Origin of the sequence: Veillonella sp. CNR 79/14, assembly GCF_003992185.1 — a bacterium.
GTDB lineage: Bacteria > Bacillota > Negativicutes > Veillonellales > Veillonellaceae > F0422.
In genome coordinates this window covers 15,629-28,683 of sequence record NZ_RQVH01000022.1, presented here as the reverse complement: position 1 = coordinate 28,683, position 13,055 = coordinate 15,629, and the positions used below count along the sequence as shown (strand labels likewise).

Genomic DNA, 13,055 nt, shown 5'->3' with positions numbered 1-13,055 from the left:
AACACAGTAGTTAAGCTCGTAAACGCCGAAAGTACTTGGCTGGAAACGGCCTGGGAGGATAGGAAGTTGCTGATTAAGAAATAAAGAAGACGCCGAGAGGCGTCTTTTTTATTTTCTCATTCAATATATTATTTTGGTCTGGCCGTTTCCAGCCAATATGGCAGAAGTAATATCTATGAAAGAATACCATAGGCCTGGGATCCCCAGTGAACCACTTTTAAAGGAGCGAAGCACGCGCATAAGCAGGACTCATGATTTGAAGGAGTGAAACGACGCGCAAATCATAGAGTATCGCTTAGTTCCTAGCGTAAGGTTTTGTAGCTCTATAGGAGCTAACAAAACCCACAGCTAGGAACAAAAAGGACAAGGGATAAAAGTCCTTAACGTAAGATTTTCTACGACCGAAGGGAGTAAAGAAAATCCACAGGGCAGAACAGGAAGTTGCATAAGCAGGGCTCATGATTTAAAGGAGCAAAGCGACGCATAAATTATAGAGCATCGCTTAGTTCCTGGCGTAAGGTTTTAAAGCCCGAAGGGCGAATAAAATCCACAGCCAGGAACAAAGTAGGAAAAGGAAAATGTAAAAAGGTAAAAAAAGAAGAAGCGACGCATAAATCATAGAGCATCGCTTAGTTCCTGGCGTAAGGTTTTAAAGCCCGAAGGGCGAATAAAACCCACAGTCAGGAATACATAGAAAACATCAAGAATCAAGATATTAGAAAAATTTTATAAAGAACTGGCTTCTATTTTTAAAGAATGAGATAATGCATATAATTTGAAATGCTTTAAAATTATATAGAGATATTATATAATAAAAAAAGGGGGCTTGAGGATTATAAATATGAAAAAACTATATGTATTATTTGCTATGGCGTTCACTGTACTTTTATTAGGGGTTGTAAATACACATGCTATGGGTTTATTAGAAACACCTAAACAACCAATTGCATTATTTGTTCAATTAGATCCTAATCACGTAGGTAAACCTTTAGAGATTAGTGAGGAATTATATACAAAAGTAAACGAGAAGTTAAATACTGTTGGTTATGAAGCAATTCCATTCGCAAAAGCACAAAAAGATTTAAAAGTATACATTAGAGATAATGATAGTAATGAAACACAACGAGATCAAGATAAGGGTGTTATACTTCGCACTAAAGATTTAAAAGCACTAGCTGAAAAAGAAGGCACTCGTTATGTTATGGTGTTGGCGACTCGTGTTACATCAGCTGAAGAAAAAGTTAATTTCTGGACTGGTCTTAGAAAAAATCTGACAATTATGACTAATATTATTATCTATGATGCTCAGGAAGGCGATTATGTGATGGATGAAGATTTCTCTAGTGTAGGTAAAACAAGTGGTAGCTACGATAGAGCTTTTCATAGAGCTGTAGAGGATACTCTTACCAAAATTGACTTACATCAATATTTAAAATAGTAATTATTTTATATCCCCCTTATAAGTTATCACCATTCTACTTATGTAGAGTGATGATTTTTAATTTGTCAACTATAATAGGTTCCCCAAGGTTGCCTATTGTCCTAAACCTTTCTACAAGGTATAATGAAGTAGATTATAATACGAAGTAACAATTGTACTTACGTAGAGAGGAAATTAGATAAAAAATGAAACAAATTATGATCAGTACGGACCATATGAGTCATGTGTACCAAGACGAAATGGGCCGTGAGGTACACGCCTTACAGGATGTGAGTGTTCATATTCATGAAGGCGAGTTTGTCAGCATTATCGGGACCAATGGGAGTGGTAAAAGTACCCTTGCCAAACACTTTAATGTCCTATTGCAACCTACATCTGGTACCGTTACCGTTTTAGGAATGGATACAAAAGAAGAAAATTTAATTTGGAATATTCGCCAAAATGTGGGGATGGTATTCCAAAATCCAGATAATCAAATCGTGGCAGCCATTGTAGAAGAAGACGTGGCTTTTGGCCCAGAAAACTTAGGGGTACCAGCCCCAGAGATTCGCAGTCGTGTGGACGCAGCCTTAGCAGCGGTAAACATGTCGGACTATGCTTTACATGGTCCGCACTTATTATCAGGAGGGCAAAAGCAACGTATCGCCATTGCTGGTGTTTTAGCGATGAAACCTAAATGCATTATTTTAGATGAGCCAACGGCTATGCTCGATCCTAAAGGACGCAAAGAAGTCATGGATACGGTGTACCGTCTCAATAAAGAAGAAGGCATCACTATCGTATATATTACGCACTTTATGGAAGAAGCAGCTTTAGCAGATCGTATCATTGTGATGAAACAAGGTAAGGTCATCGATGAAGGAGCTCCAAAAGATGTATTTATGAATGTAGATACGTTAAAAGGTCTTGGTCTAGATGTGCCGGTGCCGTCAGAAATTGCGGTGCGCTTACAAGAAAAAGGGGTAACTATGCCAAAGGGCATTACTAGCAATGAAGAACTAGGGGAGGCCATATGTCAATTCAATTAGAGCATGTAACCTACACCTATGGACAGGGGACACCTTTTGAAAAAACGGCTCTTCACGATGTGAGCTTGACCATTCACGAAGGTGAGTTTGTAGGCATCATCGGCCATACCGGGTCGGGTAAATCCACCTTAGTACAACATCTGAATGGTTTATTGCATCCTACCTCAGGTACCGTAACAGTCAATGGTGTGGACCTAGTAGGTAAAACAGAAACAGTTAAACAAACTCGTCACAAAGTAGGCATGGTATTCCAATATCCAGAACATCAACTGTTTGAAGAAACGATTGCTAAAGACATTGCCTTTGGTCCTAAAAATTTAGGTTTCGATGAGGCAGAAATAGATCGTCGTGTGCGAGAAGCGATGCAATTTGTAGGCTTAGACTACGATACCTATGCAGAGCGGTCTCCCTTCCATTTGTCGGGAGGACAAATGCGACGTGTGGCAATCGCCGGAGTCATTGCCTTAGACCCAGACTATTTAATTCTAGATGAGCCTTCTGCTGGACTTGACCCATTTGGGCGAGAAGAAATCTTTGGAGAAATCATGAAACTACACAAGGAAAAAGGTATTACCGTTATCCTTGTATCTCATAATATGGAAGATATTTCCCGCATGGCAAATCGTTTGATCGTGATGCACCAAGGAAAAGTTTTACTAGATGGCAATCCTATCGAGATTTTCCACAATGACCGTGAGAAATTACAATCTGCGGGTGTCGATGTACCGCCATTGTCGCAAACATTACAAGCTTTGGCAGAACGAAATATTCCAGTCAATATTGACCGTGTCCATGTCCATGAGGCAGTAGTAGACATTTTCGACTATCTCAAGGAGGTGCACCATGCTAAGTAATATTACCATCGGCCAGTACTTTCCAGGAGATTCTTTGCTCCACCGCATGGATCCACGGGCCAAGATTATAGCCACTATGATCTTTATCATTGCGATCTTCTTTGCAGACAGTTTGGTGACATATAGCATTGTGGCGGCCTTTACCTTCGGTTGTTTGGGTCTGTCTCGTTTGCCAGTGCGACTCGTGTGGCTATCCATTAAACCATTGTGGATCATCATCGTATTCACCTTGGCCATTCATGTGTTCACTACACCGGGAGAATACTTGTTTACCTATGGTTGGTTACACATCAGCCGAGAAGGTCTCAATTTGGGCGGTCTCATGGCAGGACGATTGATTTTCTTAATCGTGTTTTCCTCCTTGTTGACCTATACAACGTCGCCCATACGTTTGACGGACGGTATTGAAAGACTCCTAAACCCGTGGAAACGCTTTGGCGTACCAGCTCATGAACTAGCTATGATGATGACCATTGCTTTGCGGTTCATTCCGACCTTATTAGAGGAAACGGATCGCATTATGAAAGCCCAAGAATCCCGTGGTGCTGACTTCACTACAGGATCCTTACTGAAACGAGCTAAGAATATGGTACCTTTACTTGTGCCATTATTTATTAGCGCTTTCCGCCGTGCCGATGAATTGGCAGTGGCTATGGAATCTCGTTGTTACCGAGGTGGAGAAGGGCGTACTCGCTTGAAAGAATTACAATATAGTTCATTAGATACTTATGGTATTGGTGCCGTGGTATTGGTAAGTATTGTGTTAGCCGTATTACGATGGGGACTTGGTATATGACAAGAACCATACAACTCATCGTCGCCTATGATGGGACCGAGCTCTGTGGGTACCAACGGCAACAGAATGGCCCTACTGTGCAAGGCTATCTTGAGGAAGCTTTGTCTAAGGTGTGTAATGAGCCCATTACGATTTACGGATCCTCTCGAACGGATGCAGGTGTCCATGCGAGAGGGCAAGTAGTGGCTTTCACCACGACCGGCAAGATTCCTGTAGACAATCTAATGCGAGCCCTCATTGCCCATATGCCACCGTATATTGTGGTCCGTGAGGCACAGGAACTGCCGTCGGATTGGAATCCACGGAATTATGTGAAAGGGAAGGAATACATTTACACCATTCATAATGATGCCGTGGTGGACCCACTACAACTGCGTTATGCCTACCATGTGCGCAAACCTTTGGATATATCGTCCATGAAGCAAGCCGCAAAGGCATTAGAAGGAACACATAATTTCAGTACTTTCAAAGGCCATAATACGACGGTACAAGATCCAGTGAAAACCATGTACGCTGTAAAGGTATTCCAAGAGGGAACGACTGTCAGAATCCATGTATTAGGAGATGGATTCGTGTATCACATGGTGCGGAATATAGCAGGATTCTTGGTGGATGTAGGCTTAGGTCGCTTTCAACCGGAGGACGTGCCACGTATTATAGCTGGTGAGAATAGACAATTAATCGGGAAAACAGCGCCTGCCCATGGACTGTGTTTAGATACGGTGTTTACTGATGAGGCTAGCTTACAAGAGCGGGTACGGAGCATAGCGAACCTATAGGCAGATATGCAGGTATGTATAAGGAGTATCTGCAACAGATAGAAAGTCGTTATGTAATTGTTGTGAAACATCACATTTGTTAATATATAAGTGTAGCCCTACGATAGGGCGTACAATGTAGGAGGTTATCATGAAAGAAGACGGAATCCACACGCATATTGCGATCAAAATGCCAGAGTATATTATTGATGTAGATGAATTGGTGAATGATCCGGTGAATCGTCGTAAATTAGCTCGATTCATTATGAAACGCCATTTAGATATGGATAAAATTATTAATGAATTTGTAAACAATCCAGAGAACGAAGCAGAATTAATGCGCTTTGCAGCATCTGTGGTATTCTCCAAAACAGGCCGCGACATGAATGAATATAGTGAAGATTTGTTGCCATTGTTCTTTGAAGAAGCAGTATACGAAGACGACTTGCTGTAGTACAAGAGTTGGGACTAGGTCCGATCCCTGTTGATTATAGGCATATGAAATACATACGAAATACAATGAAAGGGTCCTGTGGGACCCTTTCATTGATGTATAGAGAGATATGCCTATTGTCATGTAAAACAAGTTGGCGATTACTCTTATATGAGTAGTGCTAGCATGTATTATAGAATCTAAAAAATAGAGGAAAGTTGATGATGGAATCAACTTTCCTCTATTGTATTTGGAGTTATTTTATATGTTATTCAGTATGTTATTCAAACCAAATGTATTTTGCCAATACAATCGCACCTAGTACATACATAAACCAGTGTACATCTTTATGACGACCAGTGATAAACTTCATCAAAGGATATACAATAAGACCAGCGGCAACACCATTAGCAATACTGTATGTAAATGGCATTAATACAATAACTAAGTAGGCAGGGAAACCTTCTGTCCAATCGGAGAAGTCGATTTCACGGATAGCTTCCATCATTAGTGCTCCTACTAAAATAAGTACAGGAGCTGTAGCTGCATTCGGAACTAATGCGATTAATGGAGCAAAGAATAGACAAAGGATAAACATGATGCCGCAAGTAACAGCAGTCAATCCTGTACGACCGCCAGCACCTACGCCAGCAGCACTTTCAACGAATGCAGTAATTGTGCTAGAACCAAGCATAGCACCGAAGCTAACGCCAAGGGAGTCTACAATCATAGCTTTACCAAGACCTGGGAATTCACCCTTTTTAGGGTCTGCAATGCCTGCTTTAGAGGCAGTAGCAATCAGTGTGCCCATGGAGTCAAAGAGTTCAACGAAAGTAAATGAAAAGATAATAGTAATAAGTCCAACATGGAATGCTGATGAAATATCCAATTCCATAAAGGCAATTTTACTGAAATCAGGGACTGCTATAATGCTTAAAGATTCTGGTAAAGTAGCGATACCAGTCGCATAAGCAATGATAGATGTGATGATAACACCAATTAATAGAGATCCAGGGACACGACGAGCCATGAGAGCGGCAGAGAAGAACAAAGAGAAAAGAGATAAAAGCACTTCAGGGTTGCTTAAGTTTCCTAATGTTAATAAGGTTTCTGATGCAGCTGGTGCTCCATGACCTTTGGCAGTTACAATGTCGTTCAATGTGCCAGGTTGTAAGGATAAGGCGATAGTCATAAGTCCAGATAGTTTCAAACCAATGATACAAATGAACAAGCCAATACCTACGGTGATAGCAATCTTTAAAGAAGAAGGAATTGCTTCAATAATAAGTTGACGGATTTTCGTCAGAGTCAGTACAAGGAATACAAGACCAGAAATAAATACAGCACCTAATGCTGTTTGCCATGTTAACCCCATACCTAGAACCACGGTGAAGGAATAAAAAGCTAATAGGCCAACTCCTGGTGCTAAAGCAATAGGATAATTAACAAATACTCCCATGGCAATGGTGACTAAACCACCACCCAAGGCTGTAGCAATTAATACAGCATCTTTATCCATACCAGCTAGGCTTAGTAAGTTGGGAGCTAATAGCAAAATATATGCCATCGTAATAAAAGTCGTCAGTCCTGCTAGTATTTCTGTACGGACTGTAGTATTTCGCTCCTTTAAGGCGAATACGCGTTCTAACATGGTGAACCTCCTAGTAATAAATAAAATTACATCCTTATTGTAGCATAGACTAGAAGGTTAGGATAGGTTTTTTGAGTCAATTTATTTAAAAAAATTATAAAACTTATAAAATTATATAAATTATACTAATAAGTTTATAATGGAGTACATTAGTAGGCGACACTGGTTTTCAGTATGTGTAAATATACAAAATATATTGCTTATATGCATATTGTGAGTGTTACTTATGCAATATAGGTACTAAATATGTACACAATCTATATAGACAAAATTCGTTGTTCTATATATAATATAGATTAGGTATAAATCCTACTTTTGAAGAGGTATTATTTATGAAAATTTCTACTAAAGGTCGATATGCATTACGCGTGCTAGTTGATTTGGCAGAGCACAGTGTAGATCGCAATGTATCTATTCGTGAAATGGCGGAGCGCCAAAATATTTCTGATAAATATTTAGAAGGAATTGTAGCACGATTGAGTGCAGCAGGATATGTAAAAAGTGTTCGTGGTAAGTATGGTGGTTACCAACTGACAAAAGAGCCAAAAGACTATACGGTCTATGATATTCTTGCTGCTACAGAAGATTCTATTGCAGTTGTAGCTTGCTTAGAGGAAGATGTGAACACATGTCCGATGAGCGAAGGATGCCGTACATTGCCATTATGGGAACATCTACAAAATCATTTGCGTGAATATATGCAAAGTTTAACGCTTCAAGATGTTATTGACCGACATTTTTCAGTGTAAGTTGTAAGAAAGAGGTAAGGGAATTTTAGGATGAAAAAAGAGAAATTAAAGGTAGAGCAAGAAATCGGCTTCCCTTTATATGCAGCAGCAAAAGAAGCTTTGCGAGCATGTCAACCAGAACTTTCTGAGTTGGGGATCACATATACACAATATCTTGCAATGTCTGTTATTTGGGAATATAAAGAAGCGAATCTAAAAATGATTGGAGAGAGAATCTATTTAGACTCGGGAACATTAACTCCATTGTTACGGAAGCTAGAGAAAAAAGGCTTAATTATACGTGAACGATTTAAACAAGATGAGCGTTCTATGATGATTACGTTAACAACAAAAGGAAAGTCTTTGGAGAAAAAAGTTCGATATATTCCAAATTTAATTGAAACGAAATTGGGATTATCTCAAGAGGAGCTTCAATTGTTACAGAATTTGTTATGGAAAGTCTTGCATAATGTCAAAGGCTAGATAGTGACAATCTACTTATAGTTACAATGAGTAGAGGATAGTATATCAACTTTCCTCTATTTTTATTTCCCTGTCTATGGAGGGGACTTGTTGGGGCCTTACAGTAGATATGTTACAATAAGGTTACAATTTGTATATATCTAGAGGGAGTAAAGTATGAAAGGATTACAACAAACAGGAATGGTGGCAGTGTGGATTCTTACTATAGGGATGTCACTGCTTGCCATTTGTTATACAATGATTATTCCTTTCCTTCCCGTGTATCTTTTAGAGCTCGGTGTGGAACAGGAACAGTTAGCTCTTTGGTCAGGCTTATCATTTTCTATTTCATTTTTTATCGCTGCTATCATGGCTCCTGTATGGGGTCGATTGGCGGATCAGCATGGAAAGAAACTAATGGCAATACGGGCAGGGATTTTGATTGGCCTATCGTATTTATGGAGCGCTTTTGTACAAGATGAATATCAATTTTTATTAGTTCGTGCGTTTCAAGGTTTTGCCAATGGGTTTATGCCAGCCGCTATGACTATGGTATCATTATCTGTGCCAAAAGAACGTGTAGGTACGGCGATGGGTATCTTTCAGATGGGTTTAGTCCTAGGGAATACTGTGGGTCCCTTAACAGGAGGGTTGACAGAACTAGCAGTAGGGATGCGGCCTGTATTTATGGTGGCAGGGATTACTTTATTTATCGTCACTGCAGCAATAGCTATCTTTGTAAAAGAACCACAAGTGGAAAGTGAAGCTTCTGTAAAAACAACTTCTTTTTCAGAAGATTTACAAGCAGCAAAACAAAATAAGGTACTACTCCATATTTTAGGATTATATTTTTTAGTGCAAGCTGTTATGCTTATGCTACAACCTATTGTGGCCATTTATGTGGGAGAATTAAAAGGGTCCATGGAAGGGGCTGCCATGTTAGCAGGGTCCATTCTCAGCGGTGGTGGTGTGATGGGCATGATTATGACTAATGTGTGGGCTGCTTATGGACAGCGGCGAGGATACTTTAGAGTTATATCTTATGGGCTAATGGGTACTGGAACTGTATTATTATTGCAAAGTTTACCGTTTGGATTATGGTGGTTTGGGGCCTTGCAATTACTTATTGGCGTATTTATTGTAGGTATATTCCCATCCCTTGGATCAGCTATGACCGTGAATACAGATCCATCAGTGCGTGGCCGAGTATTCGGACTTGCCACGACATCCCAACAATTAGGAAATATGATAGGACCGCTGTTTGCTAGCATAGTAGCCACCTATTGGGGTACATCCTATGTATTCTTGGTGGCAGGTATAGGAATGATGATCATTGGCTATTTAGTGTTGAAAATCCATGGAAATCGACCAAATATTCAATACATTTGATAGACTATATATAGTGAGTGAAGTAAGAAAGAGGATATCTGACAACTTTGTCAGATATCCTCTTTTGTTATGTTTCAGAATTATTATGGATTGGTAACTCAAAGCCAAATGTTGTTTTTACATCTGGTGTGCTTTCTACTTGCAGTGTACCTTCATGGAGTTGCACAACATTTTGTACAAAAAAGAGCCCAAGTCCGAGACCTTTATTTTCTTTCGAGGTACGTGAAGGGTCTACTTGGTACAATCGATCCCAAATTAAAGGGATGCTTTCTGGAGGGATACCAATGCCATCATCTTGAACGGAGATGTGAATGGTAGATCCTGATGAGACTTCCAAGTGTACTTTCGTATGGGCAAATTTGAAAGCGTTGTCCAAAAGATTGGCCATTGCCTGTTGCAATAGGATTTGGTTGCCATAAACAATGATAGACTCATCAATATGGCTAGTAAAAGTAAGATGTTTCTCTTTACTTAATCGAGTATAGGTATGGGCTAATTGTTCAGCCACTTTGGATAGAGGGACAGGTTCTTTATCTATATTGGTTAGACTATCAAGGCGAGCAATTTCTAACAATTGTGAGACCATGTCTGCCATTCCCTTACTTTGAACAAAAATATTTTGAAAGCTTTCTTTTGCTTCTTCTAAGGAGGCTACATATTGGCGAGCGTAATCACTTTCAGCTTGGATGACAGCAATAGGCGTACGTAATTCATGAGAAATGTCGGAATTAAAGCGCTTTTCACGATTAGAGGATTCTTCTAAACTACTGAGCATATGGTTGAAAGTAGAAGCTAATTGATAGATAGTATCTCCAGATTCAGGGATATTTTCAATGCGTTCTGATAAATCTCGCTTTAATGAAATTTGTGCAGCTAAATTGGTAACGGTACGTACTGGTTTTAAACCTCGTTGAATAATCCAATAGCCCCCAATAGCAGCAACCGTAACGAAGAGAATACCACCGAATAATAAAGCGAAGAACATGCTATTTGACTTTCTATCAAGGAATGCCATAGGTACGACGCCACGAATATAGCCTTGTACACCAGGGCGATGCTGAATGGGAGCATCGTAGTATAGAAAAGAACGGTTCTGATGACTCACTTCAGTGATAGCATCAAAGGAAGGAGGAGCCTCTTTTGGAAATAAATCAGGTACATTACCTCGTAAGACGACTCCATCATGGGTATAGACTAAGAGAAAGATACCGTCATCAAAGGGCTTAAATTTTTTAGGGTCACTAGCGGATTCAATGACAGCCTCTTGTAGGTCTGTACGGATTTCATTTTGGTCCCAAATATGGGTGAATTGGATTACAAAGGTAGCTAATAGCCCTATCATTAGCAGTAGAAAAATAGAGTACCAACTAGTAATTTTATATACCAAAGGAACTCGCAAGAGAAGGGTCTCTATGGAGTTCCAACAGCGTTTGATTACATCGTGCATGGATTATTCCTCGGTGCGGAACACATAGCCTACGCCACGAACAGTTTGAATTAATTTTTTAGTTTCGTCGGTGTCCACTTTTTTGCGCAGGTCTTTAATATATACGTCGATTAGGTTGGAGTAACTTTCATAGTCGTATTCCCACACATGGTCAAGAATTTGTTGACGAGATAAAACGATATTTTGGTTGCTTGCTAAATAGAAGAGTAGGTCGAACTCTTTGGCAGTTAATGTTATAGGCTCTTCATTACGAAGAACGGAACGGCTCTTTTGATTGATGCGTAATGGCCCTGCAATAATATCTTCTGTAGCTTGATTACGACCACGGCGAGCTAACGCATAGATGCGAGCAATGAGTTCGTCAAATTCAAATGGTTTTACTAAATAGTCGTCAGCGCCTAAATTTAAACCAGATACTTTATCCTCTAATGTATCTTTAGCAGTTAAGAAAAGAACCGGGGTTTTGTTACCTTCTTCACGCATTTGTTGTACTACGGCATGACCGTCCATTTTTGGCATCATTATGTCCATAACGATCACATCATAACTAGATGTGGAAATATAATCTAATCCATCTTCTCCGTTAAAGCATTGATCTACAATCATAGATTCTAGTTTTAAACGTTTGGCAATAATATTATTCAGCATTTGTTCATCTTCAATAATTAAGACTTTCATAAGAACTCCTTTCATAGGTTAGTATATAGTTGTATTGTATCGTATTTTTAACATACTTTAAAGAGATATATGGAAGTAGTATAGCCGTTGTACATGAAAAGACCATGAATGATTGCTTTATGCGGTAGGGTCACCTATAATAAAGGTAGAAATTATGATTTGTTCTTCCCTAGGAGTGGTTATTATGAATATTAGAACAATGACGGCCTACGCCTTACTGATTGCTCTTTGCGCTATTGGCGGACAGATCCATTTTGGAGTATATTCCATTGGATTTGATTCATCACCAGCCTTTGTGGGAGCCTTACTGTTAGGTCCTGTAGCGGGTGCTGTGCTAGGTGCTTTAGGACATATAGCAACAGCTGCCTCCACGGGGTTTCCTCTCAGTGTCCCCATCCATATGGCAGTCGCTATTATTATGGCAGGGACTGGGGCTAGCATTGGATATATAATGAAACGAATGACTTCATCTTTCTCTTATGTAGTGAGTGGTATACTGGGGTATATCGTTAATATTGGTATCGGGCTCGCCGTGATTGCATGGATGACACAGAGTACAGAGATTGTGGCTATTTTATTTGTGCCTTTGTCTTTAGCCTATGTATTGAACTATGTAGGGGCGGCGCTTGTAGTGAGTCAGTTGAATCGAGTGTTTGGTGGTAAACGAAATGCGTGATATAACAAGACTTTCCTTGAAAGAGAATGAAGATTGGATCATTGCCAGTGATATTAGCAGTGGTATTGGGTTACAGGAGCATGATGTGCTAGCCGTACCCTATGCCATGGTAGGTGCCTTCGCAGCTCGTGTGGCAATGCTTGAAATTCTATGCGCTAGAGGCACTGTGAAAGCCATACAATACCTCATTGGCGGCGACTACGATACGGTGGTGACCTCTGTGGTACAGGGAATTCAAGAAGAACTGGATACACTAGATATTACTGTGCCCATTAATGGTAGCCATGAAAGTAATATGAAAGTGAGCACTACATCCGTAGGGATTACGGCTCTAGGAGTGGGTGCACCAGAAGTGCTTGGCACAGGAGAACCCTATGCTGTGTACGTATTAGGGAAACCCTTAGTAGGTCATGAAGTGTTAGAACAACCAGAGTGGATTGTCACCTATGATGAGGTGAAACGAGCCTTGGCACATCCTGGTACATCTCGTGTGGTACCCATTGGTTCCAGAGGTATCCGTCAAGAGTTGACGGTGCTAAGTTATTTAGAAGGGGCATCTATGGAGGCCATAGAACTGACAGATAAGGAATTAGATCATAGGGGCGGACCTGCTACAGCGGTACTTGTAGCTGTTCGTGCCAGTGGTGAAACAGCGTGGTTAGGAGAGTTCCCTAAGGCACAGTATGTAGGACGGCATAGATAATAGAAAGGATA

At 40.2% G+C, this 13,055-nt stretch carries 14 protein-coding genes; 11 read left to right on the top strand and 3 right to left on the bottom strand.

The features are described from left to right. The first annotated feature begins 841 nt into the window (after positions 1 to 841). From EO119_RS06910 to EO119_RS06885, 6 genes are all read left to right on the top strand, one after another. Positions 842 to 1,438, top strand: coding sequence for a hypothetical protein (locus tag EO119_RS06910; protein ID WP_126941172.1), 597 nt, complete (start codon positions 842 to 844; stop codon positions 1,436 to 1,438). A 188-nt stretch (positions 1,439 to 1,626) separates the two neighbouring features. Next, positions 1,627 to 2,469, top strand: a complete 843-nt coding sequence (locus tag EO119_RS06905; RefSeq protein WP_126941170.1) for an energy-coupling factor transporter ATPase — start codon at positions 1,627 to 1,629, stop codon at positions 2,467 to 2,469. After that, on the top strand, positions 2,454 to 3,323 hold the full coding sequence (locus EO119_RS06900) for an energy-coupling factor transporter ATPase (RefSeq protein WP_126941168.1): 870 nt from the start codon (positions 2,454 to 2,456) through the stop codon (positions 3,321 to 3,323). Before EO119_RS06905 ends, EO119_RS06900 begins: the two co-directional genes overlap by 16 nt. Further along, complete coding sequence (locus EO119_RS06895; RefSeq protein WP_126941166.1) at positions 3,313 to 4,119, top strand: energy-coupling factor transporter transmembrane protein EcfT; 807 nt, start codon at positions 3,313 to 3,315, stop codon at positions 4,117 to 4,119. The genes EO119_RS06900 and EO119_RS06895 overlap by 11 nt, the downstream gene beginning before the upstream one ends. After that, positions 4,116 to 4,898 carry a tRNA pseudouridine(38-40) synthase TruA gene (gene truA, locus EO119_RS06890; RefSeq protein WP_126941164.1) on the top strand — a complete coding sequence of 261 codons (783 nt, stop codon included), beginning with the start codon at positions 4,116 to 4,118 and terminating at the stop codon, positions 4,896 to 4,898. Before EO119_RS06895 ends, truA begins: the two co-directional genes overlap by 4 nt. Positions 4,899 to 5,028: 130 nt before the next feature. Next, positions 5,029 to 5,331 (top strand): hypothetical protein, encoded by a 303-nt coding sequence (locus EO119_RS06885; RefSeq protein WP_126941162.1) that lies wholly within the window; start codon positions 5,029 to 5,031, stop codon positions 5,329 to 5,331. Positions 5,332 to 5,590: 259 nt separating this feature from the next. On the opposite strand, the gene EO119_RS06880 is transcribed toward EO119_RS06885, so the two are convergent. After that, positions 5,591 to 6,961 carry an NCS2 family permease gene (locus EO119_RS06880; RefSeq protein WP_009353152.1) on the bottom strand — a complete coding sequence of 457 codons (1,371 nt, stop codon included), beginning with the start codon at positions 6,959 to 6,961 and terminating at the stop codon, positions 5,591 to 5,593. Positions 6,962 to 7,293: 332 nt separating this feature from the next. Here EO119_RS06880 and EO119_RS06875 point away from each other — a divergent pair, with 332 nt between their 5' ends. The 3 genes from EO119_RS06875 to EO119_RS06865 all read left to right on the top strand — a co-directional run bounded on the left by EO119_RS06875 (position 7,294) and on the right by EO119_RS06865 (position 9,540). Then, a complete protein-coding gene (locus EO119_RS06875; protein WP_009353240.1) occupies positions 7,294 to 7,710 on the top strand; it encodes an Rrf2 family transcriptional regulator in 417 nt (138 codons plus the stop codon). Positions 7,711 to 7,740: 30 nt separating this feature from the next. Next, complete coding sequence (locus tag EO119_RS06870; protein WP_126941160.1) at positions 7,741 to 8,172, top strand: MarR family winged helix-turn-helix transcriptional regulator; 432 nt, start codon at positions 7,741 to 7,743, stop codon at positions 8,170 to 8,172. Positions 8,173 to 8,328: 156 nt separating this feature from the next. Continuing rightward, entirely contained in the window at positions 8,329 to 9,540 is a 1,212-nt protein-coding gene (locus EO119_RS06865; RefSeq protein ID WP_126941158.1) for an MFS transporter, read from the top strand. A 67-nt stretch (positions 9,541 to 9,607) separates the two neighbouring features. Here EO119_RS06865 and EO119_RS06860 read toward each other — a convergent pair whose 3' ends face one another. Beyond that, positions 9,608 to 10,987 carry a cell wall metabolism sensor histidine kinase WalK gene (locus EO119_RS06860; RefSeq protein ID WP_126941157.1) on the bottom strand — a complete coding sequence of 460 codons (1,380 nt, stop codon included), beginning with the start codon at positions 10,985 to 10,987 and terminating at the stop codon, positions 9,608 to 9,610. Positions 10,988 to 10,990: 3 nt separating this feature from the next. Continuing rightward, positions 10,991 to 11,665 (bottom strand): response regulator transcription factor, encoded by a 675-nt coding sequence (locus EO119_RS06855; protein WP_126941155.1) that lies wholly within the window; start codon positions 11,663 to 11,665, stop codon positions 10,991 to 10,993. Between the two features lie 184 nt (positions 11,666 to 11,849). Here EO119_RS06855 and EO119_RS06850 point away from each other — a divergent pair, with 184 nt between their 5' ends. Together EO119_RS06850 and EO119_RS06845 are read left to right on the top strand one after the other, a co-directional pair. Next, complete coding sequence (locus EO119_RS06850; protein WP_164725692.1) at positions 11,850 to 12,341, top strand: ECF transporter S component; 492 nt, start codon at positions 11,850 to 11,852, stop codon at positions 12,339 to 12,341. After that, positions 12,334 to 13,044 (top strand): hypothetical protein, encoded by a 711-nt coding sequence (locus EO119_RS06845; protein ID WP_126941151.1) that lies wholly within the window; start codon positions 12,334 to 12,336, stop codon positions 13,042 to 13,044. The genes EO119_RS06850 and EO119_RS06845 overlap by 8 nt, the downstream gene beginning before the upstream one ends. Positions 13,045 to 13,055 lie beyond the last annotated feature (11 nt).